Origin of the sequence: Streptomyces sp. NPDC050085, from assembly GCF_044460595.1 — a bacterium.
Classification (GTDB): domain Bacteria; phylum Actinomycetota; class Actinomycetes; order Streptomycetales; family Streptomycetaceae; genus Streptomyces.
The window spans coordinates 493711-516159 of record NZ_JBITJZ010000005.1 but is presented as its reverse complement, the minus strand read 5'-3'; the positions used below and the strand labels follow the sequence as shown (position 1 = coordinate 516159).

Below are 22449 nucleotides of genomic sequence, written 5' to 3'. Positions count from 1 at the left end.
GGGTTCGCCCGCTCTTCACATGTACTGATCAGTAATGTTCTCTCCGTGACCAGTCGATTCCTGTCAGAACCCTCAACTCCGCGCCGCCGTACGGTCGTCAAGGCCGCGGCCGCCGGCGCCGTGCTCGCCGCCCCGCTCCTCGCGGCCGCCACCGCCCACGCCGCCGAGGCGCCCGCCTTCCTGCACGGCGTCGCGTCCGGCGACCCCCTGCCCGACGGGGTCCTGCTCTGGACCCGAGTGACCCCCACCGCCGAGGCCGTGCCCGGCTCGGGCCTCGGCCCGGACGTGACGGTGGCCTGGGAGATCGCCGAGGACAAGGCGTTCGGCACGGTCGTCGCCCGGGGCACGACGACCGCGACCGCCGCCTCCGACCACACCGTGAAGGCGGATGTAAGGGGCTTGCACCCGGCGACCGCCTATTACTTCCGCTTCTCTGTGGACACGACGAGCGCCACCAGCACCACCAGCAGCAGCAGCAGCAGCAGCACGAGCGCCACATACTCACCCACAGGGCGCACCCGCACCGCACCCGCCGCCGACGCCTCCGAAGACCTGCGCTTCGGCGTCGTCTCCTGCGCCAACTGGGAGGCCGGCTACTTCTCCGCGTACCGGCACCTGGCGGCGCGCACCGACCTGGACGCCGTCTTCCACCTCGGCGACTACATCTACGAGTACAAGACGGGCGAGTACCCGGCGGCGAAGTACACCGTCCGGCAGCACCGGCCGACGCACGAGATCGTCTCGCTCGCCGACTACCGGATCCGGCACGGCCTGCACAAGACCGACGACGACGTGCGGGCCGTCCACGCCGCGCACCCGCTGATCGCGATCTGGGACGACCACGAGTTCGCCAACGACGCCTGGTCCGGCGGCGCCGAGAACCACACGCCGGGCACCGAGGGCGACTGGGCCGCCCGCCAACAGGCCGCCAAGCAGGCCTACTTCGAGTGGATGCCGGTCCGCGCGTCCACGGCGGGCACCGTCTACCGCCGGCTGCAGTTCGGCAAGCTGGCCGATCTGCACTTGCTGGACCTGCGCACGTTCCGCTCCCAGCAGTCGAGCGTCGGCAACGGGGACGTGGACTCCGCCGGGCGGACGATCACGGGCCGCGCCCAGCTCGACTGGCTGAAGGCGGGGCTCGCCTCCTCCCCGGCGCGCTGGAAGCTGGTCGGCACCTCGGTGATGATCTCCCCTGTCGCGTTCGGCTCACTGCCTGCCCATCTCCTGGGCCCGCTCGCCGAGTTGCTCGGCCTGCCGACCGAGGGTCTCGCGATCAACGTCGACCAGTGGGACGGCTACACGCACGACCGCAAGGAGCTCATCTCCCACCTGCGCGACAAGGGCATCCGCGACACCGTCTTCCTGACCGGCGACATCCACATGGCCTGGGCGAACGACGTCCCGGTGACGGCCGCGACGTATCCGCTCTCCCCGTCCGCGGCCACCGAGTTCGTGGTCACGTCCGTGACGTCGGACAACCTCGACGACATCCTGCACGTCGCCCCCGACACGCTCTCCACGGTCGCCGAGACCGCCGTGAAGGCGGCCAACCGGCACGTGAAGTGGCTCGACATGGACTCCCACGGCTACGGCGTCCTGGACGTCACGGCCGAGCACGCACAGATGGACTACTACGTGATCTCGGACCGCGCCGACAAGAACGCCACCACCTCCTGGGCACGCTCGTACCGCACGCGCACCGGCACCCAGAAGGTCGAGCGGGTGGACGCGCCCGTGCGATGAATGCACGGTGAATTCCGGTCACCGGCAAGGACGTTAAGAGCGGATGACGCCGCTCACGGTGGGTGGTGCGCTCGCGGTCCGACGCGGACCCCAAAGCGGACACACCACCCACCCCGGTAACCCCTGCCGTTACGTCCGTGTCCCAAACTCCGGACGGGCACCGAATTTCTTCTCACGGTTGCCCCGGTATGCCCGGCTCAACTCCGCGATCAACGCGACCAGTTAGCCGCTCTTCCCGGAGTGACATGGGCACGTAATCTCCCCGCGGCGGCGAGGAAATCCCTTCCGCCCGTGTCCGCGAGGAGCACCCCATGAAGACGCCCTCCCCCACGTCCCCGCGCCTGCGTCGCCGGCTGCTCGGCGTCGCCGCACTGGCCGGAACCCTGGCCCTGGTCCCGCTCTCCGCCCCCTCGGGCAGCGCGGCCACGAAGACCACGGCCGCCGCCGAGAAGTGCGCGACGGACACCAATGCCGTGGCCCGCGAGAAGAAGCCGACCGGTGCCGCACACGCCGCCGAGCCCAACGAGCTCAGCGCGGCGCAGGCCAAGTCCATGGACGCGGCGCTGCAGAAGAGACTCGACAGGATGCGCGCGGAGGGCACGCTGCAGCGCGGCCTGAGCGCGGCCGCCTCGACGTCGATCCCGGTGTACTTCCACGTGATCCACAGCGGCACCACCGGCAAGCTCTCGGCGACCTCGATCGCGAACCAGATCAGCGTCCTGAACGCCGCCTACAGCGGCCAGGGCACGGGCAACACGGACTCCGGCTTCCAGTTCACGCTGGCCGGAACCGACTACACGGACAACGCCTCCTGGTACAACGGCATCACCCCGGGCTCCTCCGCCGAGAAGTCCATGAAGTCCACCCTCCGCAAGGGCGGCGCGAACGCACTGAACTTCTACACCGCGAACCTCGGCCAGGACCTCCTCGGCTGGGCCACGTTCCCGTCCTCGTACAAGTCGAACCCGTCCGACGACGGTGTGGTCGTCCTCGACACCTCGCTGCCCGGCGGCTCGGCCACGAACTACAACGAGGGCGACACCGGCACCCACGAGATAGGCCACTGGATGGGGCTGTACCACACCTTCCAGGGCGGCTGTAACGGCAACGGCGACTACGTGTCCGACACCCCGGCCGAGAAGAGCGCCGCGTTCGAGTGCCCGACCGGGCGCGACACCTGCACCAACAAGACCGGTGTCGACCCGATCCACAACTTCATGGACTACACGTACGACTCCTGCATGTACCAGTTCACGGCCGGCCAGGTGCAGCGCATGAAGGACAGCTGGACGGCCTACCGCGGCTGACGGCCACAGGCGCTACAGGCGCTACAGGCGCTACAGAGTCTCCAGGAAGCCGAGTGCCACCCGCCAGGTGGCCTCGGCGGCCTCCTCGTCGTAGTCGGGCAGGTCGGGGTCGGTGTAAAGGTGGCCGGCTCCGGCGTACCGGTAGACCTCGACGTCGGCGCCCGCGCGGCCCATCTGCAGGTACCAGGCGGTCAGCCAGTCGTCCGTCTCGAAGGGGTCGGGCTCGGCCACGTGCAGCTGGACGGGCAGCTCGTCCACGGACGCGCTCTCCGCGATGTCGGACGTGCCGTGCAGGAGCAGCAGCCCCTTCGCCTTCTCGTCCCCCAGGGCCAGCGTCTGGGCCGTCGCGGCGCCGAACGAGAAGCCCGCGTACACGAGCCCCCGCTCGGAGTAGGGCGCCGCGGCGAGCACGGCCCGCTTGAGCAACTCGTCCTTGCCCAGCTCGTCCCGGTACGCCATGCCCTCCTCGACGGTGTCGAAGGTGCGGCCCTCGAAGAGATCGGGGGTCCACACCTCGTGCCCGGCGGCCCGCAGCCGGTCGGCCGCGGCCTCCACCGCGGGCCGCAGACCGTACGTCGAGTGGAAAAGCATGATGTTCATGTGACCCATGGTGCCAGGAACACCGCAGGTTAGAAGCGGCCGATCCCGGTTACCGTCGAGGCATGGAGAACGTACTGCGCCCACTGATCGTCGTCGGTGGCTCGGTCGTGCTCACACTCTTCCTCGGGTGGGCCGTCGACCGACTGCTGCAGCGCGCCGACCGACGCCACCACGAGACCCCCTTGTGGGGCCTGCTGCGCCGCTGTCGCCTTCCCCTCCAACTGGTGCTCTGCACAGCCCTGTTGCGCGGCTCGTACGACCAGGCGAAGATCGCCGAGAAGCACTCCGCGGGGGTCGGCCAGACGCTCAGCCTGGTCCTCATCGGCGCCACCGCCTGGCTGATCGTGCGGATCGCCACCGCGGTCGTCGAGTCGTCCTACGCCCGCTATGCCACCGTCCATCGCGACCAGGCCCGGGTCCGCCGGGTGCGCACCCAGGTCACCCTCATCCAGCGGGTCGTCATCGCGGTCGTCGGCGTGGTGGCGGTGGCCGCGATGCTGCTGACCTTCCCCGCCTTCCGCACCGCCGGGGCCTCGCTGCTCGCCTCGGCCGGCATCCTCGGCATCGTCGCCGGTGTCGCCGCGCAGTCCACGCTGGGCAACCTCTTCGCCGGGCTGCAGATCGCGTTCGGCGACATGGTGCGGATCGGGGACACCGTCGTCGTGGACGGCGAGTGGGGCACGGTCGAGGAGATCACGCTCACCTTCCTCGCCGTGCGCACCTGGGACGAGCGCCGGATCACGATGCCCGTCTCGTACTTCACCTCGAAGCCGTTCGAGAACTGGTCGCGCGGCGGCGCCCAGATGACCGGCACCGTCTTCTTCCACCTCGACCACAGCGCCCCGGTGCCCGCGATGCGCGAGAAGCTGCACGACATCCTGCGGGACTGCGCGGCCTGGGACGGCCGCGACTGGAGCCTGGCCGTCACCGACACGACACCGAGCACGATGCAGGTGCGCGCCGTGGTCACGGCCAAGGACGCGGACGACATCTGGACAGTCCGGGTCACGGTCCGCGAGCAGCTGATCGCCTGGCTGACCGAACAGCACCCCTACGCGCTGCCCCGCATCAACACGGCCACGGCCCTGATCGCCCCCGACGACGCGGCGACGACCCTCCCGGACCACGTGATCACCCGCAACGGCCGGGCACCACGCACGGGCCGCGGCTAGGACCGACCGGCCCTATCGCCCGAGCACCTCTCCCCCGTTGACCTGCACGATCTGCCCGGTGACGTGCCCGCCGCCCGGCGACGCCAGCCACAGCAGCGTGGCGGCGATGTCGTCGGGCGTGCCGGCCCGTCCGGTGGGGATGGCACCGACCCGGCGCCGGTACTCCTCCTCCGGCATGGCGGGCCCGAAGAACTCGGTGTCCTCGACGTAGCCGGGCGCGACCGCGTTCACGGTGATGCCGCGCGGCCCGAGCGCCTTGGCGAGGTCGAAGGTGTACGGGTGCAGGGCCGCCTTGGCGCCCCCGTACGCGCCGCCCCCGCCCGAGCCGCGCAGGGCGGCGATCGAGGACAGGAACAGGATCCGGCCGCCGGGTGCGGCGAGGTGCTCGCGCAGCGCCTCGGTGAGCAGCACCGAAGTGAGCGTATTCATACGGAAGTTGGCGTTCCAATCGTGCGCGACGGCGTCCAGCGGATCGTCCCCGCCCTCGGCTGCCACCATCCGCCCGCCGATCCCGCCCGCACTGTGCACGAGCACGTCGACCGTCCCGCCGAACGCGTCGAGTGCGAACTCGGCGGCGCCGCGCGCCCCTTGGACCGTGCTGAGATCGGCGGCGTACGTCAGCGCGCCCGGCACATCGGCCTTCTCCAGGACCTCGGCCCGCCGCCCCAGGATCAGCACCCGATCCCCCTCGGCGGCGAACGCCCGCGCCGCCGCAAGACCGATTCCCGTACCGCCACCGGTGATCACCACGTTGCGTGTCATGCGCCCGAGCGTAGATCGCGAAGCGCGCTCCTGGCCATGCCCGCCTAGCGCAGACTCCGTACGTCCAGCTGCCGCAGCACCCGGTCGACGACCTCGGGATCCGCTCCGGGCTCGCTCCTCGCCGCCAGCACCTCGTGCCGCGCGGCCGACATCATCTCGCCCTGGATGCGCCGGATCCGCTTGATCCGGGCGAAGCGTTTCGCCTGGGACTCGCGCCGCTCCTCCGCCCCCAACTCGGGGTTGATGCGAAGGCCGATGTCGTACGCCCGCCGCACCAGCTGCTCCTGCACCTCCTCCGGCAGCTCCTCGACCTCCTCGATCTCCTTGAGGCGCCGCTTCGCGGCCTTCGCGGCACGCAGCGCGAGCTCCTTCTCGTACTCCTGCTCGGCCTCCGTGTCGGCGCGCACCTTCAGCCTCTTCACCAGCCACGGCAGGCTGAGCCCCTGCAGCACGAGGGTCGCCATGATGACCCCGAAGGCGATGAACACGAGCTCGTCGCGGTCGGGGAAGCGCGAGCCGTCCTCCGTGGTGAGCGGGATGGCGAGGGCCAGCGCGACGGAGGCCACCCCGCGCATCCCCGACCACCACATGACGACGGTCTCGCGCCAGCTGACCGGGATCTCCTCCTCCAGGTCGCGGCGCGCGTGCAGCCGCTTCGTCACCCAGGTCATGGGCAGCAGCCAGAGCAGCCGTACGACGATGACGACCCCCACGACCGCCGCCGACCAGCCGAGCATCTCGCCCCAGCGGCCCGACGCGGTGCGTACGACGTTGTGGACCTCGAGGCCGATGAGCCCGAACGCGACCCCGGTGACCAGGGTGTCGACCACGTCCCAGAAGGCACGTCCGGTCAGCCGCGTCAGCACGTCGTCCGCGTCGAAGGCGCGCTCGGCGAGGAACATCGCCGTGGTCAGCACGGCGAGCACGCCCGAGCCCTTGAGCTCTTCGGCCAGTACGTAGGAGGCGTACGGGACGAGGAGCGTCAGCCCGATCTGGAGCGTGGCGTCGCCGAGATAGGACATGAGCCGGTTGGCGGCCCAGCCGAGCCCGACCCCGACGGCGACGGCGACGACCGCGGACAGGACGAGTTCCAGCGCGGCCTGCGGCAGCGAGAAGCTGCCGCTGACGGCGGCGGCGATCGCGACGTGGTAGAGCACGATCGCGGTCACGTCGTTGAACAATCCCTCGCCCTCCAGGATCGACACCAGGCGCCGGGGAAGCCCGAGTTGACCGGCGACGGCGGTCGCGGCGACCGGGTCGGGCGGCGCCACGAGCGCGCCGAGCGCGACGGCGGCGGCGAGCGGCAGGCCCGGCACGATCGCGCCCGCGACGACGGCGACCGCGGCCGTGGTGACGAAGACGAGGGCGACGGCCAGCAGGAAGATGGGCCGTCTGTTGGCCGCGAACTGCCGCCACGACGTGCGGTGCACGGCCGCGTAGAGCAGCGGCGGCAACACCAGCGGCAGGATCAGATCGGGCTGGATGTCGACATTCGGCACGGCTCTGATCAGGGCGAGGACGATGCCGAGCAGCGTCATGAGCACCGGCGCGGGCAGCCCGAGCCGGTCGCCGAGCGGCACGCTCAGGACGGCCCCGAGCAACAGCACGAACAGCAGGGCCAATTGATCCACGAGTGCTCCGACCAGGCTCGACATTCAAGGACGCTCAAGGAAGCTCAAGCCCCAAGAGTGCCACGCAGATCCGGGCAAACCACCCTCAGCCCTCTCCAGCCCATCCGATGTCTGCGGCTTTTGTGACACCAGAAGTCACGCGAGAGGTCTTCCGGTACGGGCGGGGCGCGGGCACTATGCGGGGTGCACGGATTCAGGGACCGGAACAACTGCCACGTATCTGACCCACCTTCTGTCCACCCCTCTGTCCGACTGTCCGCCCCCCTGTCCGACTGTCCGACTGTCCGACCCTCTGTCCGACCTTCCGCCTGCCTTCCTGCACGCCTGCTCCTCCTTCGCACCTACGCCCTTCCGCCTGCGCCCCGTCCGGAGAGGACCCCGTATGCCCCGCCTGACCCGCAGACACTTCCTGGCCGCCACGGCAGCAGGATCGGCGGCCGCCGCCTGGACCGCGGCCTCCCCCACGGCCTGGGCCGCCCCCTCGTCCGGGCCCGCCCCCGACCCGTACGAACGGACCGCGCGGGCCGCGGCCATGAACTGGCGCCGCCTGCCGACCGGTTGGCAGGACGCCCCGTTCCTCGCCAACGGCCGCCTCGGCGCCCAGCTGTACAAGGGCACCGCGGCGAACACCCTCAAGCTGATGCTCAGCCACACCGAGGTCCAGGACCAGCGCGGCCAGTGGCGCGGCGGCATCGGCTACTCCCGCCTCCCCCTCGGCCACTTCACGCTCACGCTCGCCGGTGACGTCACGGCCGTCGACTGGACCCTCGACCCCTACGACGCCGAACTGCGCGGCACGGTCACCACCACCCGCGGCAGCCTCGCCTTCACGGCCCTGGTCCACAACGACACGTCCACGCTGCTCGTCTCGACCCGGCCGAGCCAGGGCGAGGAGGCCGCGGCCTGGACGTTCCAGTGGCTGCGGGCCGCGACCACGCGCACGTCCGGCAAGCCCGAGGACTACACCGCGAACCCGGACCCCGCGGTCACCGACACCCACGTCCAGCAGCCGCTCCTCGCGGGCGGCGGCTGGACCACGGCCTGGCGCGAACGCCGCGCCGGCACCGGCAGGTTGCTCGCCGCGCACGTCGCGTACAGCGCGAGCGGCGAGGTCATACGTACAACGGAGGCCGCGCACGCCGCGGTGGACCGCGCGCTCACCACGGACCCGGACGAGCAGATCGCCCGCCACCGCCACTGGTGGCACCGCTACTACCACCGCAGCTTCCTCTCGGTCCCCGACAAGCGCCTGCAGTCCTTCTACGTCCTGCAGCTCTACAAACTCGCGGCCTCCACGCGCGCGGGCGGGCCGACGATCTCCGAATGGGGCCCGTGGTTCCCGGAGGTGGGCAACAACTGGACCGCGGTCTGGTGGAACCTGAACGTCCAGATCGGTATGGCCCCGATCCACGGCTCCAACCACCCCGAACTCGACTCGGTGACCAGCACGTTCGCCAAGTACGAGAAGAACCTGCCCACTTCGGTCCCCGCCGCGTACCGCGACGGCGAGAGCTACGCCCTCGGGCACCCCTCGGACTGGCAACTGCGGGCAGGTGATACGTATGACGTCGGTGCCCCCGGCAGCGACCACGTCTCCGACAACTTCGGCAACCTCACCTGGGCGATGCACAACGTCTGGCAGTCCTACGCCCACTCGCTGGACCGGTCGATCCTGCGGGACACCCTCTTCCCGATCCTCACGAACGCGATCAACTTCTACGCGCACTTCCTGCACGAGGGCCCCGACGGAAAGCTCCACCTCCTGGAGACCCGCTCCCCCGAGTACGCGAACGCCGCCGACTGCACGTACGACCTGTCCCTGATCCGCTGGGGCGCCCGTACGCTCCTGGAGACGGCCCGCATCCTGCGCACCAGCCACCCCAAGGAACCGCTCTGGCGGGACATCACGGCGCGTCTGACGCCGTACGCCGAGGACCCGGCGAACGGGGTGCTGATCGGCAAGGACGTCCCCCTGGCGGACTCCCACCGCCACCACTCCCACCTGCTGTGGCTGTACCCGCTGCGCGAACGCAGCTGGGACCGCCCCGCCGACCGCGACGTCATGGCGCGCAGCATGGCCCACTGGACCTCGATGCAGTCGGCCTGGCACGGCTACAGCTACGCGACGGCCTCGTCCATGTACGCGGTCATGAACGACCCCGAGAGGGCGCTCGACTTCTTGACCTTCTTCACGGACCTCGGCGTCGTGGCGGACTGCGCGATGACGCCGAACACCATGTACCGCGAGGGCAAGAACTTCGCCCTGGAGAGCCCGCTGTCGGCCGCCCAGTCAATGTTGGACATGGCGGTGCAGAGCCACGAGGGCGTGCTGAAGGTCTTCCCGTCCGTCTCGACGCGCTGGCCGGACGCGTCGTTCGCGTCGCTGCGCACCCAGGGCGCGTTCCTGGTGGACGCGGACCGCGAGGCCGGGGCGACGCGCTGGATCCGCGTGCACAGCGAGGCGGGGGCACCGCTGACGCTGGAGCACGGGATGCGCGGCGACCTGTCCGTACGGGACGAGCGGGGCAGGCCTGTGCGGTGGCGGGAGTCGACCCCCGGCCGCATGACGATCCAACTCCCGCGCGGGGCAACGGCGTTGATCACAAACAAGGGATCGTCCGGCGCAGGCCCCAGAGACGTCCCATCGCTAGGTGACCGGCCTGGGTGGGGACTTCCCTAAAGAGGCGCGGGGAACGGCGCGAGCACCCACGAAGCACGCGCACTCCGCGACGAATCAGTCGAGGATCTTCCGCATCGCGCGGTGCGGAATCCCGGCGTCAGGGAACTCGGGCCCGTACGCGACATACCCAAGCCGCTCGTAGAACCCCAGCGCATGCGTCTGGGCATGCAGATCGACCGCGGAGAGCCCCCGGTCCCGCGCGGCGTCCTCGATGGCGAGCACCAGCGCGGCCCCGACCCCCAGACCCCGGGCGGCCTTGGCCACGGCCAACCGCCCGAGCGCGCCGACGTCCGCGGCGCCGCCGTTCTTCACCGCGGCGGCGTCGCCGGTCAGCAGCCGCCCGGTGCCGAGCGCCAGTCCGTCGTCCCGGACGGCGAGCACGTGCACCGCCCCGGCGTCGTACTCGTCGTACTCGAGGTCCTCGGGCACGCCCTGCTCGACGACGAAGACCTCGCGCCGCACGGCGAAGCAGGCCTCGCGGTCGGCGTCGGCCTCGGCCACCCGCACCGCGAACCCGGCGGAAGTCACGCGCGCTCCGTCTCCGCACGGACCCGGTCGAGGGCCGTCTGCAGGTCCTCCGGGTACGAGCTCTCGAACTGGACCCACTGCCCGTCGGCCGGGTGCTCGAACCCGAGCCGCACCGCGTGCAGCCACTGCCGCGTGATTCCGAGCCGCTTGGCGAGCGTCGGATCGGCGCCGTACGTCAGGTCGCCGACGCAGGGGTGCCGGTGCGCGGACATGTGCACACGGATCTGGTGCGTACGCCCCGTCTCCAGCTTGATGTCCAGCAGGGAGGCGGACCGGAAGGCCTCGATGAGGTCGTAGTGCGTGACGGACGGCTTCCCGTCCGCCGTCACGGCCCACTTGTAGTCATGATTCGGGTGCCGCCCGATGGGGGCGTCGATCGTCCCGCTCATCGGGTCGGGGTGGCCCTGCACCAGCGCGTGGTAGCGCTTGTCCGGCACGCGCTCCTTGAACTGGCGCTTCAGCGACGTGTATGCCCGCTCGGACTTGGCGACGACCATCAGCCCCGAGGTGCCCACATCAAGGCGGTGCACGATGCCCTGCCGCTCGGCGGCACCGGACGTCGAGATCCGGTACCCGGCGGCGGCGAGCCCGCCGATCACGGTCGTACCCGTCCAGCCGGGGCTGGGGTGGGCGGCGACGCCCACGGGCTTCACGATGACCACGATGTCGTCGTCGTCGTGCACGATCTCCATGCCCTCGACGGGCTCGGCGACGATCTGGACGGGAGCGGGCGCCTGCGGCATCTCCACTTCCAGCCAGGCCCCGCCGTGCACCCGCTCGGACTTGCCCACGACCGAGCCGTCGACCGTGACCTTGCCGGCGGCGGCGAGCTCTGCGGCCTTGGTGCGGGAGAAGCCGAACATGCGGGAGATGGCGGCGTCGACGCGCTCGCCCTCCAGGCCGTCGGGCACGGGCAGGGTTCGGATCTCGGGAATCGTGCTCACCCGTCGAGTATGCAGGAGCGCACCGACAGCCCCGACCACGAGCCCTGCGGCAGCGGCCGCTCAGTCCTTGCGAACTCAGTCCTTGTGAACGGTCCCGTCCGGGTCGATCCCGCGGAAGGACAGCAGCACGATCAGGATGCCGCCGCACACGATGGCGGAGTCCGCCAGGTTGAAGACGGGGTAGTTCTTCGGCGCGATGAAGTCGACCACGGCCCCCTCGAAGACACCGGGGGCCCGGAAGATCCGGTCGGTGAGGTTGCCGAGCGCACCGCCCAGCAGCAGCCCGAGCGCGATCGCCCACGGCGTGCTGTAGAGCTTCTTCGCGAGCCGCGCGATCACGACGATCACCGCCGCCGCGATCAGCGTGAAGACGATCGTGAAGGCCTCGCCGATTCCCCAGGCCGCGCCGGGGTTGCGGATCACCTCGAGCTGCAGCCAGTCACCCAGGATCCGGATGGAATCGCGGTGCTCAAGCTTCGCGACCACGATCAGCTTGCTGACCAGGTCCAGGGCGTACGCGAGCGCGGCCACGGCGAACAGCACGGCGATGCGCCGCCTGCCCTTGGGCCGCTCGGCGACGGCCTCGCCGGCCTCCTCGGCCTCCTGAGCCGGGGCCTCGTCGGCCTTCTCCGGCTCGGCTGCCCCCGCCTCAGGGGATTCCGGCGTACCGATGATGCGCTCCGCCTCTGCCACGTGAGTCCCTCAACCTAGGTACCTGACTGAGGACGAGAGTACGACACACCGGCGCGGCCCCACGTGCTCGGTTCAGTAACGGCGCTCCTGCTTCTGCTTGCACTCCACGCAGAGGGTCGCCCGCGGGAAGGCCTGCATGCGCGCCTTGCCGATGGGGTTGCCACAGTTCTCGCAGAGCCCGTACGTCCCGGCGTCCAGGCGCTCCAGGGCCCGCTCGGTCTGCAGCAGCATCTCGCGCGCATTGGCGGCCAGCGCCATCTCGTGCTCGCGCGTGATGTTCTTCGTGCCGGTGTCGGCGTCGTCGTCACCGGCCCCGTCGCCGGAGTCGCGCATCAGCCCGGCGAGCCCCTCCTCCGCAGCCGCGATCTCGCTGCCGAGGCGCAACACCTCGCTCTGCAGCTCGGCACGCGCCTCCGCGACCTCGTCCGGAGTCCAGGGTTCCTCGCCGGGCCTGACGGCCAGCGCGTCGGGCACAGCACCTCGCGCCGAGGGAACCGCGCCGGGCTTCTTCGCCGCCGTGGCCGTGCCCTGAGTCTTCTTCGCAACCACTGTCGTGGCTCCCGTCGTCTTCGCGGCCTGCGCCGCGCCCTCGGCCGCGGAGGCGACCGCCTTCTTCACCGCGCCCTTGCCTCCGGCGGGCTTCTCCGCGCTCCGTGCGCCCGCCTTCTTGGTCGTACGTTTCCCCGCCACAGCCTCTTCGGCACCCTCGCCCGCATTGTCCCTGGCGACGGCTTTCCGGGCAGCAGCCTTCTTGACACCACCGGCAGCCTCTTCGGCACTGTCGGAACCATCGGCCAGGCCCTTGGAGACGGTCTTCCGAGCCGCAGCCTTCTTGGCAGCACCCGAGGCCTCTCCGGCACCGCCGGAACCACCGGAACCAGCGGCCACGCTCTTGGATGCGGCCTTCTTGGCCGCGCTCTTCTTCGTAGCCGCGCTCTTGGAAGCGGCGCCCTTCTTGGCAACGCCCGGCGCCGCTTCCTCCTCGGCCGAGGAGCTCTTCGCAGCAGCCGCGGTCTTGGCGGCAGCGCTCTTGGCGGCACTCTTCGCCGCCGTCTTCTTGGGCGCCGCGGCGGGCGCCGAGTGAGCCGAGCCCGCCGCCGAGGACGTCGACTTCACTGCCTTAGTGACTGCCTTCGTGACTGCCTTCGTGGCACCGCCGACCGGCTTCCCGGCCCCCTCGGTGCTCTTCTTGCCCCCCACCCCCTTCGCGTCCCCGCCGGAGGCACCCGCGCCCGTGGATCTGCTGGACGCCGAATGCTGAACGGCGGTCTTTTTCGCCACCATGGCCGCGGCCCCTTCACAATTTGTGATCTTGCTCGCGAATCGTGCTGGGACGATAAATCGACTCAGGGCCCGCGGCAACGGCTCGCGCAGCCCTCCCCACCCCGTTTTCGGAACCCCGTGCCCCCCGCCCGTCGAACCTTCAAGCGTTGTGCCCAGCTCCCCGCCCGGTAATCGCCCGAGCGGGGCGGCCGGACGGGACCGGTCGAGATCGGCCGCCGCCCGTATCGCCATTCGGGTCACCGCACACCGCCGCCCACCGGGCACCGCGGCCCCCGCGAAAACCGGTCGGCCGCCCCTTGCCCGGCGCCGTACACTGGGCGGAGCGAGAAGCGTGGATGGGGCCGAGTAGCGGCGTACGCAGCCAAGAGCGATCCGGGGACGGTGGAAGCCCGGAGGCGAGCACGACGTGAAGATCACCCCGGAGCCGCCGGAAGAAAGCCCAGGGCACAGCCACAGGCCAGTAGAACCGGCATCGCGACCCCAATGAGGGGGCTCACCGGAGCAGACGGCGCACCGGAGGGCCAAGGAGGGTGGTACCGCGGGAGCACAGGTGCTCTCGTCCCTCCGACGGAGAGAACCACGTCCGCCGGAGGAAGACTGATGACGCAGTACCGCCAGGTGCCCGCCCAGGTCGACCTGCCCGCCCTCGAGCACGCGGTGCTCGACTTCTGGCGCGAGCAGAAGATCTTCGCGAAGAGCCTCGAGCAGTCCGAGGGACGCCCCGAGTGGGTGTTCTACGAGGGCCCGCCCACGGCGAACGGCATGCCGGGTGCCCACCACATCGAGGCCCGCGTCTTCAAGGACGTCTTCCCCCGCTTCCGCACCATGCGCGGCTACCACGTGGCCCGTAAGGCGGGCTGGGACTGCCACGGCCTCCCGGTGGAGCTCGCGGTCGAGAAGGAGCTCGGCTTCAGCGGCAAGAAGGACATCGAGGCGTACGGCATCGCCGAGTTCAACGCCAAGTGCCGCGAGTCCGTGACCCGCCACACCGACGCCTTCTCCGACCTGACGACCCGCATGGGCTACTGGGTCGACCTCGACGACGCGTACCGCACGATGGACCCGGAGTACGTCGAGTCCGTCTGGTGGTCGCTGAAGGAGATCTTCAACAAGGGCCTGCTCGTCCAGGACCACCGCGTCGCCCCCTGGTGCCCGCGCTGCGGCACGGGCCTGTCGGACCACGAGCTGGCGCAGGGCTACGAGACGGTCGTCGACCCTTCCGTCTATGTCCGTTTCCCCCTCACCTCCGGTCCGCTGGCGGGCCAGGCCGCGCTCCTGGTCTGGACGACGACCCCGTGGACCCTGGTGTCCAACACGGCGGTCGCCGCGCACCCCGAGGTCCGCTACGTCGTGGCGACCAACGGCGAAGAGAAGCTGGTCGTCGCCGAGCCCCTCGCCGAGAAGGCGCTCGGCGAGGGCTGGGAGACGACCGGCGAGTCCTTCACCGGCGCCGAAATGGAGCGCTGGAAGTACCAACGACCGTTCGAGCTCGTCGAGTTCCCGGCCGAGGCCCACTACGTCGTGAACGCGGACTACGTCACGACGGAGGACGGCACCGGCCTCGTCCACCAGTCCCCCGCCTTCGGTGAGGAGGACCTCAAGGTCTGCCGCGCGTACGGCCTGCCGGTGGTCAACCCGGTCCTGCCCGACGGCACCTTCGCCCCCGAAGTCCCCATGGTCGGCGGCGTCTTCTTCAAGAAGGCGGACGAAAAGCTCACGGAGGACCTGAAGGACCGCGGTCTGCTCTTCAAGCACCTCCCGTACGAGCACAGCTACCCGCACTGCTGGCGCTGCCACACGGCGCTGCTCTACTACGCGCAGCCGTCCTGGTACATCCGCACCACCGCGGTCAAGGACCGCCTCCTCCAGGAGAACGAGAAGACCAACTGGTTCCCGGAGACCGTCAAGCACGGCCGCTACGGCGACTGGCTGACCAACAACATCGACTGGGCCCTGTCCCGCAACCGCTACTGGGGCACCCCGCTGCCGATCTGGCGCTGCGAAGAGGGCCACCTCACGTGCGTGGGCTCGCGCGAGGAGCTCTCGCAGCTGACCGGCACGGACCAGTCGGCTCTCGACCCGCACCGCCCCTTCATCGACGACGTCACCTTCACCTGCACCCACGAGGGCTGCTCGGCGACGGCGACGCGCGTGCCCGAGGTCATCGACGCCTGGTACGACTCGGGTTCGATGCCGTTCGCGCAGTGGGGCTACCCGTACAAGAACAAGGAACTCTTCGAGTCCCGCTACCCCGCGCAGTTCATCTCCGAGGCCATCGACCAGACCCGCGGCTGGTTCTACACGCTGATGGCCATCGGCACCCTGGTCTTCGACAAGTCGTCGTACGAGAACGTGGTCTGCCTGGGCCACATCCTCGCCGAGGACGGCCGCAAGATGTCCAAGCACCTCGGCAACACGCTTGACCCGATCCCGCTGATGGACCGGCACGGCGCGGACGCGGTGCGCTGGTTCATGGCGGCCGGCGGCTCCCCCTGGGCGGCCCGCCGCGTCGGCCACGGCACGATCCAGGAGGTCGTCCGCAAGACGCTCCTCACGTACTGGAACACGGTCGCCTTCCAGGCCCTGTACGCCCGTACGTCGAACTGGGCGCCCAGCGAGGCGGATCCGGCCCCGGCCGACCGCACCGTCCTGGACCGCTGGCTCCTGTCCGAGCTGCACCAGCTCACGGACGAGGTCACCAAGTCCCTCGAGGCGTACGACACCCAGCGCGCCGGCAAGCTCCTGTCGGCGTTCGTCGACGACCTGTCCAACTGGTACGTACGCCGCTCGCGCCGCCGCTTCTGGCAGGGCGACAAGGCCGCGCTGCGCACCCTGCACGACGTGGTGGTGACGGTCACTCAACTGATGGCGCCGCTCACGCCGTTCATCGCGGAGCAGGTCTGGCAGGACCTGGTCGTCCCGGTCACCCCGGGCGCCCCGGAGTCGGTGCACCTGTCGTCGTGGCCCGAGGCCGACCGCGCGGCGATCGACCCGAGCCTGTCGACGCAGATGGACCTGGTCCGCCGCCTCGTCGAGCTGGGCCGCGCCACGCGCGCGGAGTCGGGCGTCAAGACCCGCCAGCCGCTCTCGCGCGCGCTGGTCGCCGCATCGGGCTTCGAGACGCTCTCCCCCGAACTGCACGCGCAGATCACGGAAGAGCTGAACGTCTCGTCCCTGGCCTCGCTCTCCGAGGTCGGCGGCTCCCTGGTCGACACGACGGCCAAGGCGAACTTCCGGGCGCTCGGCAAGCGCTTCGGCAAGCGCGTCCAGGACGTCGCGAAGGCCGTGGCCGCCGCCGACGCCGCGGCGCTCTCCCTCGCCCTGCGCGAGGGCACGGCGACGGTGGAGATCGACGGCGAGACGGTGTCCCTCGCCCCCGATGAGGTCATCATCACGGAGACCCCGCGCGAGGGCTGGTCGGTGGCGTCCGACTCGGGCGCGACGGTGGCGCTGGACCTGGAGCTCACGGAGGAGCTGCGTCAGGCGGGCCTGGCCCGTGACGCGATCCGCCTGATCCAGGAGGCGCGCAAGAACAGCGGCCTGGACGTCGCGGACCGCATCGCCCTGCGCTGGACGTCGACGGACCCGGCGGTGATCTCGGCCCTGTCCGAGCACTCCGGCCTGATCGCCGACGAGGTCCTGGCGACGGACTTCGCCCAGGGCGAGGCGGACGACACGTACGGCACCGCGTTCACGGACGAGGGCCTGAGCCTGGTCTTCCGCCTCCGCAAGGCATAGCTGTCCCGCTGTGCCCACCAGCGCCGGGTGCGGACAGAACAGCCCCGCACCAGCACAGCATCGAAGGGCCGCCCCGCCGGAATCTCCGGCGGGGCGGCCCTTCGGCGTTGCATACCCGGGCACACCTGAACACCCGCCCCCAGCGGCGCGAAAAGGCCCTGGCCCGGATCGCAGAAACGATCCGGGCCAGGGCCTGAATGAACGCCGACGCCTTTCTCAGGCGCGCGGGGCGCCGCTTAGTTGTCGTCCTCGTCGATGAGGAACCCGCGCATCGGCGACGGGGCCTGCTGCATCGGCTGCGGAGCCTGCGGCCGCACCGGCGCCATCGGCTGGGTCATCGCGGGCGACATCTGCTGCTGGCCGCCGTAGGACGGACCGCCCTGCTGCTGGTTGCCACCCATGGTCTGGTTGCCACCGTAGGACGGGGCACCCGCACCGGCCGGAGCCATCGAAGGCGCCGGGGACGGCGGCAGCGACGCGGTCGCCGGGGTACGCGGCGGGGCCAGCGAGTCGTCGGCCTGGGTCTCCAGCTGGCGCAGCTGCGACTCCAGGTACGACTTCAGGCGCGTGCGGTACTCGCGCTCGAAGCCGCGCAGGTCCTCGACCTTGCGCTCCAGCGTGGCGCGGGCGGACTCCAGGGAGCCCATCGCGACGCGGTGCTTCTCCTGCGCGTCCCGCTCCAGGGCGTCGGCCTTGGCACGGGCGTCACGCTCGAGACCCTCGGCGCGGCTGCGGGCCTCGCCGACGATCTTGTTGGCCTCGGAGCGGGCCTCGGCGATCGCCTGGTCGGCGGTCTGCTGGGCCAGCGAGAGGACACGGGCGGCGCTGTCGCCGCCGGGGCCCTGACCGGGCTGCGGCATCTGCGGACCGCCGTGGCCCATCGGGCCACCCATGGGACCGCCGAGCTGCGGCTGGCCGCCCATCGGACCCTGACCCATCGGGCCCTGGCCCATCGGACCGGGACCCTGCGGGCCGCCCTGCGGACCGTGTCCACCGGGACCGGCCGGAAGCTGCGGGGCACCGCTCGGCAGCTGCGGCGGACCGCCCATGGGGCCACCCATCTGCTGCGGCGGGCCCGATATTCCGGCGGGCACCGGGGCGCCGGGTCCGCGCATGCCCTGCGGGGGACCCTGCTGGTCCTGCGGACCGCCCGGGCCCTCGGGGCCCTTGCGCATGCCGCCCTGCTGCTGGTTCTGCGCGGCGGCGCGCGTGGCTGCGGCGAGCTTCGCGCGCAGGTCCTCGTTCTCACGAAGGAGACGGGTCAGTTCGGCTTCGACCTCATCGAGGAAGGCATCGACCTCGTCCTCGTCATAGCCTTCTCGGAGGCGGACGGTCGTGAACTGCTTGTTCCGCACGTCCTCGGGGGTCAACGGCATCTCTTCACCTCAACGTTGTCGTCGGCATTCGGCAAGACCGTATCGTTCACAGCCGGCTCACGACGGAGATCAGGATGTAGACGATGATCATCAGTACGAAGAAGGACAGGTCGAGCGCCACGCCCCCGAGACGCAGCGGCGGGATGAACCGCCGCAGAAGCTTGAGCGGTGGATCAGTGACAGTGTAGGTGGCCTCCAGAACGACCACCATCGCCTTGCCGGGTTGCCACGAGCGGGCGAACTGGAAGACATAGTCCATGACCAGCCGGAAGATCAGCACGATGAGGAAACACATCAGCGCGATGTAGACCACATCCAAAACCACGCTCATGATCGGTGGTTCCCTCTCCCCTGTGTCTCGTGCCTCGTGACTAGTAAGTAGCTAGTCGTCGAACTAGTGCTGCGTCTCAGCTCTGGTTGAAGAACCCGCCCTCTGCGATGCGGGCCTTGTCCTCCGCCGTGACATCGACGTTAGCAGGAGACAACAGGAACACCTTCTGGGTCACCCGCTCGATGCTCCCGTGCAGACCGAAGACGAGACCGGCGGCAAAGTCGACAAGTCGCTTCGCATCGGTGTCGTCCATCTCCGTCAGATTCATGATCACCGGAGTGCCCTCGCGGAAGTGTTCCCCGATGGTACGGGCCTCGTTGTAGGTCCGGGGGTGCAACGTGGTGATGCGGTACGGCTCCCGCTCGGACACGACCTTGGGCATGATCACCGGTGCGTTCTTCTCCAGGCTCTGACGTTCAGGTGTGATGGATGCCACGGGGGCGATTCGCGCTGGACGTCCCGATTCAGCGGGGAGCGAAGCGGCCTGGCGCACCGGCTCGCGCGGCGCGGGGGGCTGTACTACTCGTACTGATTCGTCCGCTTCTACCGCGCGGGAGTTGTGTGACTGATGCGACGGTTCGTGCCGCCGCCGGTCACGCTCGGGCTCCGGGTCGAGCTCGGGTTCGAAGTCGTCGTCGGGGTCGAACCCCCGGCCGTCGTACCCATCGTCCTCCACGAGGCCGAGGTAGACCGCCATCTTGCGCATCGCGCCGGCCATTGCTCTGAGTCCTCCGCTCTGTGGTGGATCGGCTGACGTCAACCAAAGTGCCCGCGATCCACGTGATCTCCCCGCCCATCAGCGAGAATGACCATATTTTCTGCTGTGGTCCGACTTCTTGGCGACGTTACCCGAGCCCGGGTCGGACTCCGAGTACCGCCGTACCGACGCGCACATGTGTCGCTCCGGCCGCCACGGCCTGTTCGAGGTCCGAACTCATCCCTGCCGAGACCATGTTCGCAGCCGGATGGGCCGCGCGCAGGACAGTCGACAAATCCATGAGCCGTTCGAACGCCGCCTGTTGCCGCCCCGCGTAGGCCCCGGTGAGCGGCGCGACGGTCATCAGCCCGTCGAGCCGCAGCCCCGGAGCCTCGGCCACGCGTGCGGCCAACTCCTCCACCCCGCCCACTCCTACGCCCCCGCGCTCGCCCCGGCCGGCACCCTCGCCCTCGTCCGCGTCGAGCGCGACCTGGATCAGGCACCCCAGCTCGCGCTCGGCCCGTACGGCATCCTTGGACAGCGCGGTGACGAGCTTCGCCCGGTCCACGGACTGCACCACATCGGCATAACTCACCACGGAACGCACCTTGTTGGTCTGCAACTGACCGACGAAGTGCCACGTGAGGGGCAGATCCGCGCACGCGGCCGCCTTGGGTGCGGCGTCCTGGTCCCGGTTCTCCGCCACGTGCCGCACCCCGAGTCCGGACAGGATCCGTACGTCACTGGCGGGGTAGGTCTTGGTGACCACGATCAGGGTCACGTCCTCGCGCTTGCGTCCGGCGGACGCACAGGCGGCGGAGATACGTTCCTCCACCGCCGCCAGGTTCGACGCGAGTTCTTCCGTACGTCCCTGAAGATCCTGAAGGTCCGTCATGTCGTATCAGTCCAGCCAGACATAGCCCGCGAGCCGGCCTGTGGCCTTGTCGCGGCGGTACGAGAAGTGGTCGTGCGACTCCAGCGTGCACACCGGCGACTGCTGCCGGTCGCGCACCCCGAGGCGCTCCAGTTGCGCGTGCACACCGGCGGTCACATCGACGGCGGGAGTGCCCCAACTGGTCTCGGCGTACGCCGCGGGCTCGACCGCGGCGACCTCGGCGCGCATCTGCTCCGGCACTTCGTAGCAGCGCCCGCAGACCGCGGGTCCGGTGCGGGCCACGATCCGGTCCGGCTGTGCGCCGAGCTTCACCATCGCCTCCACGGCGGCGGGCACGACCCCGGCGACCATGCCGGGCCGTCCCGCGTGTGCGGCGGCAACGACCCCGGCGGCCGGGTCGGCGAGCAGGACGGGAGTGCAGTCCGCGGTGAGCACGGCGAGGGGAAGCCCGCGCCGTGCGGTGACGATCGCGTCGACGGACGGGATGTCGGTGTCGGTGGCCCAAGGGCCGTCCACCACCGCCACGTCGGGGCCGTGCACCTGGTTCATCCAGACGACCCGGGCGGCCGGGAAGCCGAGCGCCTGCGCGGCCGACTCCCGGTTGCGCAGCACGGCTTCGCGGTCGTCGCCGACCGCGCCGCCGAGGTTGAGCTCCTCATACGGAGCGGCGCTCACCCCGCCCCACCGGTCGGTGAAGGCGAAGTGCGCGCCGCGCACGTTGTGTCGCTGTCCTATCACTTCGATGAAGTCCCCGTCGGGCTCAGGAACGTCACTTCAGGAAGTCCGGGACGTCCAGCTCCTCGGCCTGGCTGTCCGGGTAGGACGGCCGGGGAACCTGCGGCGGGGTGACCGGGACCGCGGGGGTCTCGTTCGCCGGCGCGGCCTCGGCCGGCTCCGGCCTGGCCTCCTCGCGCGGCGTCACGCTGCCGAGGCTGCCGAAGGTCGGGCGCGAGGGCTCGGGGGCCGATGCCGCGCGAGCGGCCGCGGCCGGGTCCTCGCGCTTGACCGACGACGAGCTGATGACGTTCTCCCGCTTGGCCGGCGGCTGTCCGCCGTCGAACCCGGCGGCGATGACGGTGACCCGCACCTCGTCGCCCAGGGCGTCGTCGATGACGGCACCGAAGATGATGTTCGCCTCGGGGTGCGCGGCCTCACTGACCAGCTGTGCGGCCTCGTTGATCTCGAAGAGACCGAGGTCCGAGCCACCGGAGATGGAGAGCAGCACACCGCGGGCGCCGTCGATGGACGCCTCGAGCAGCGGCGAGGAGATCGCCATCTCGGCGGCGGCCACCGCGCGGTCGTCGCCGCGGGCCGAGCCGATGCCCATGAGGGCCGAACCCGCCTCGGACATCACGGACTTGACGTCGGCGAAGTCGAGGTTGATGAGACCCGGGGTGGTGATGAGGTCGGTGATGCCCTGGACACCGGAGAGCAGGACCTGGTCCGCCGACTTGAAGGCGTCGAGGACGGAGACCTGGCGGTCCGAGATGGACAGGAGCCGGTCGTTCGGGATGACGATGAGGGTGTCGACCTCTTCGCGGAGCTCGGCGATGCCGTCCTCCGCCTGGTTGGCCCGGCGCCGTCCCTCGAAGGTGAAGGGGCGGGTGACCACGCCGATCGTCAGGGCGCCGAGGGAGCGGGCGATGTTGGCGACGACGGGTGCGCCGCCCGTGCCGGTGCCGCCACCTTCGCCGGCGGTGACGAAGACCATGTCGGCCCCCTTGAGGACCTCCTCGATCTCCTCGCGGTGGTCCTCGGCCGCCTTGCGGCCGACTGCCGGATTGGCTCCGGCGCCGAGTCCGCGGGTGAGTTCACGGCCGACGTCGAGCTTGACGTCCGCGTCGCTCATCAACAGGGCTTGCGCGTCGGTGTTGATGGCGATGAACTCGACGCCCTTGAGACCGACCTCGATCATCCGGTTGATGGCATTGACACCACCGCCGCCGACACCGATGACTTTGATGACTGCGAGGTAGTTCTGCGGTGCTGCCACGTCGAAGGCCTCTCGCCTCGAGTTACGTGTCGCCGCCTCGCGTTGTGCCGATGCGACGACTGATGTCGAATGGGG

General features: G+C 70.3%; 18 protein-coding genes. 5 read left to right on the top strand and 13 right to left on the bottom strand.

Annotation, left to right across the window (positions count from 1 at the left end):
* The first annotated feature begins 45 nt into the window (after positions 1 to 45).
* The gene (locus ACIBUY_RS21975; protein ID WP_399153392.1) at positions 46 to 1743 is read left to right on the top strand and encodes an alkaline phosphatase D family protein; all 1698 of its coding nucleotides are present in this window, start codon (positions 46 to 48) and stop codon (positions 1741 to 1743) included.
* Positions 1744 to 2054: 311 nt separating this feature from the next.
* A complete protein-coding gene (locus ACIBUY_RS21970) occupies positions 2055 to 3050 on the top strand; it encodes a zinc metalloprotease (RefSeq protein ID WP_365564354.1) in 996 nt (331 codons plus the stop codon).
* 30 nt (positions 3051 to 3080) lie between these two features.
* Here the strand turns inward: ACIBUY_RS21970 and ACIBUY_RS21965 are convergent, their stop codons facing one another.
* The gene (locus ACIBUY_RS21965; RefSeq protein WP_399153391.1) at positions 3081 to 3650 is read right to left on the bottom strand and encodes a dienelactone hydrolase family protein; all 570 of its coding nucleotides are present in this window, start codon (positions 3648 to 3650) and stop codon (positions 3081 to 3083) included.
* A gap of 62 nt (positions 3651 to 3712) precedes the next feature.
* Between ACIBUY_RS21965 and ACIBUY_RS21960 the strand changes: the two genes are divergently transcribed.
* Positions 3713 to 4822, top strand: coding sequence for a mechanosensitive ion channel domain-containing protein (locus tag ACIBUY_RS21960; protein ID WP_365564357.1), 1110 nt, complete (start codon positions 3713 to 3715; stop codon positions 4820 to 4822).
* A 12-nt stretch (positions 4823 to 4834) separates the two neighbouring features.
* On the opposite strand, the gene ACIBUY_RS21955 is transcribed toward ACIBUY_RS21960, so the two are convergent.
* Both ACIBUY_RS21955 and ACIBUY_RS21950 read right to left on the bottom strand, forming a co-directional pair.
* A complete protein-coding gene (locus ACIBUY_RS21955) occupies positions 4835 to 5584 on the bottom strand; it encodes an SDR family NAD(P)-dependent oxidoreductase (RefSeq protein ID WP_399153390.1) in 750 nt (249 codons plus the stop codon).
* A 44-nt stretch (positions 5585 to 5628) separates the two neighbouring features.
* Positions 5629 to 7215, bottom strand: a complete 1587-nt coding sequence (locus ACIBUY_RS21950) for a Na+/H+ antiporter (RefSeq protein ID WP_365564614.1) — start codon at positions 7213 to 7215, stop codon at positions 5629 to 5631.
* 382 nt (positions 7216 to 7597) lie between these two features.
* Between ACIBUY_RS21950 and ACIBUY_RS21945 the strand changes: the two genes are divergently transcribed.
* The gene (locus ACIBUY_RS21945; protein ID WP_399153389.1) at positions 7598 to 9895 is read left to right on the top strand and encodes a glycosyl hydrolase family 95 catalytic domain-containing protein; all 2298 of its coding nucleotides are present in this window, start codon (positions 7598 to 7600) and stop codon (positions 9893 to 9895) included.
* Positions 9896 to 9949: 54 nt separating this feature from the next.
* Here the strand turns inward: ACIBUY_RS21945 and ACIBUY_RS21940 are convergent, their stop codons facing one another.
* From ACIBUY_RS21940 to ACIBUY_RS21925, 4 genes are all read right to left on the bottom strand, one after another.
* Positions 9950 to 10423 carry a GNAT family N-acetyltransferase gene (locus ACIBUY_RS21940; RefSeq protein WP_399153388.1) on the bottom strand — a complete coding sequence of 158 codons (474 nt, stop codon included), beginning with the start codon at positions 10421 to 10423 and terminating at the stop codon, positions 9950 to 9952.
* The gene (locus ACIBUY_RS21935; RefSeq protein WP_365564368.1) at positions 10420 to 11367 is read right to left on the bottom strand and encodes an RluA family pseudouridine synthase; all 948 of its coding nucleotides are present in this window, start codon (positions 11365 to 11367) and stop codon (positions 10420 to 10422) included. The genes ACIBUY_RS21940 and ACIBUY_RS21935 overlap by 4 nt, the downstream gene beginning before the upstream one ends.
* 75 nt (positions 11368 to 11442) lie before the next feature.
* Positions 11443 to 12060, bottom strand: coding sequence for a signal peptidase II (gene lspA, locus ACIBUY_RS21930; RefSeq protein WP_399153387.1), 618 nt, complete (start codon positions 12058 to 12060; stop codon positions 11443 to 11445).
* Between the two features lie 72 nt (positions 12061 to 12132).
* Positions 12133 to 13344: a TraR/DksA family transcriptional regulator gene (locus tag ACIBUY_RS21925; protein ID WP_399153386.1), complete on the bottom strand. Its 1212-nt coding sequence runs from the start codon at positions 13342 to 13344 to the stop codon at positions 12133 to 12135.
* A gap of 600 nt (positions 13345 to 13944) precedes the next feature.
* On the opposite strand from ACIBUY_RS21925, the gene ileS reads away from it, so the two are divergent.
* Positions 13945 to 17082 carry an isoleucine--tRNA ligase gene (ileS, locus tag ACIBUY_RS21920; protein ID WP_365564375.1) on the top strand — a complete coding sequence of 1046 codons (3138 nt, stop codon included), beginning with the start codon at positions 13945 to 13947 and terminating at the stop codon, positions 17080 to 17082.
* Positions 17083 to 17318: 236 nt separating this feature from the next.
* Here the strand turns inward: ileS and ACIBUY_RS21915 are convergent, their stop codons facing one another.
* From ACIBUY_RS21915 to ftsZ, 6 genes are all read right to left on the bottom strand, one after another.
* Positions 17319 to 18458: a DivIVA domain-containing protein gene (locus ACIBUY_RS21915; RefSeq protein ID WP_365564377.1), complete on the bottom strand. Its 1140-nt coding sequence runs from the start codon at positions 18456 to 18458 to the stop codon at positions 17319 to 17321.
* A gap of 46 nt (positions 18459 to 18504) precedes the next feature.
* On the bottom strand, positions 18505 to 18789 hold the full coding sequence (locus ACIBUY_RS21910) for a YggT family protein (protein ID WP_033318070.1): 285 nt from the start codon (positions 18787 to 18789) through the stop codon (positions 18505 to 18507).
* Positions 18790 to 18865: 76 nt separating this feature from the next.
* On the bottom strand, positions 18866 to 19507 hold the full coding sequence (locus ACIBUY_RS21905) for a cell division protein SepF (RefSeq protein ID WP_365564380.1): 642 nt from the start codon (positions 19505 to 19507) through the stop codon (positions 18866 to 18868).
* Between the two features lie 127 nt (positions 19508 to 19634).
* On the bottom strand, positions 19635 to 20381 hold the full coding sequence (locus tag ACIBUY_RS21900; protein ID WP_365564383.1) for a YggS family pyridoxal phosphate-dependent enzyme: 747 nt from the start codon (positions 20379 to 20381) through the stop codon (positions 19635 to 19637).
* Between the two features lie 6 nt (positions 20382 to 20387).
* Complete coding sequence (pgeF, locus tag ACIBUY_RS21895) at positions 20388 to 21119, bottom strand: peptidoglycan editing factor PgeF (RefSeq protein ID WP_399153385.1); 732 nt, start codon at positions 21117 to 21119, stop codon at positions 20388 to 20390.
* A 31-nt stretch (positions 21120 to 21150) separates the two neighbouring features.
* A complete protein-coding gene (ftsZ, locus tag ACIBUY_RS21890; protein ID WP_365564388.1) occupies positions 21151 to 22374 on the bottom strand; it encodes a cell division protein FtsZ in 1224 nt (407 codons plus the stop codon).
* Between the last annotated feature and the right edge of the window lie 75 nt (positions 22375 to 22449).

Excerpts from the sequence above, each read along its gene's own strand:
- ACIBUY_RS21970 (WP_365564354.1), top strand. The coding sequence starts at position 2,055 with ATGAAGACGCCCTCCCCCACGTCCCCGCGCCTGCGTCGCCGGCTGCTC.
- ACIBUY_RS21965 (WP_399153391.1), bottom strand. The coding sequence starts at position 3,650 with ATGAACATCATGCTTTTCCACTCGACGTACGGTCTGCGGCCCGCGGTG.
- ACIBUY_RS21960 (WP_365564357.1), top strand. The coding sequence starts at position 3,713 with ATGGAGAACGTACTGCGCCCACTGATCGTCGTCGGTGGCTCGGTCGTG.
- ACIBUY_RS21955 (WP_399153390.1), bottom strand. The coding sequence starts at position 5,584 with ATGACACGCAACGTGGTGATCACCGGTGGCGGTACGGGAATCGGTCTT.
- ACIBUY_RS21945 (WP_399153389.1), top strand. The coding sequence starts at position 7,598 with ATGCCCCGCCTGACCCGCAGACACTTCCTGGCCGCCACGGCAGCAGGA.
- ACIBUY_RS21925 (WP_399153386.1), bottom strand. The coding sequence starts at position 13,344 with ATGGTGGCGAAAAAGACCGCCGTTCAGCATTCGGCGTCCAGCAGATCC.
- ileS (WP_365564375.1), top strand. The coding sequence starts at position 13,945 with ATGACGCAGTACCGCCAGGTGCCCGCCCAGGTCGACCTGCCCGCCCTC.
- ACIBUY_RS21915 (WP_365564377.1), bottom strand. The coding sequence starts at position 18,458 with ATGCCGTTGACCCCCGAGGACGTGCGGAACAAGCAGTTCACGACCGTC.
- ACIBUY_RS21910 (WP_033318070.1), bottom strand. The coding sequence starts at position 18,789 with ATGAGCGTGGTTTTGGATGTGGTCTACATCGCGCTGATGTGTTTCCTC.
- ACIBUY_RS21905 (WP_365564380.1), bottom strand. The coding sequence starts at position 19,507 with ATGGCCGGCGCGATGCGCAAGATGGCGGTCTACCTCGGCCTCGTGGAG.
- ACIBUY_RS21900 (WP_365564383.1), bottom strand. The coding sequence starts at position 20,381 with ATGACGGACCTTCAGGATCTTCAGGGACGTACGGAAGAACTCGCGTCG.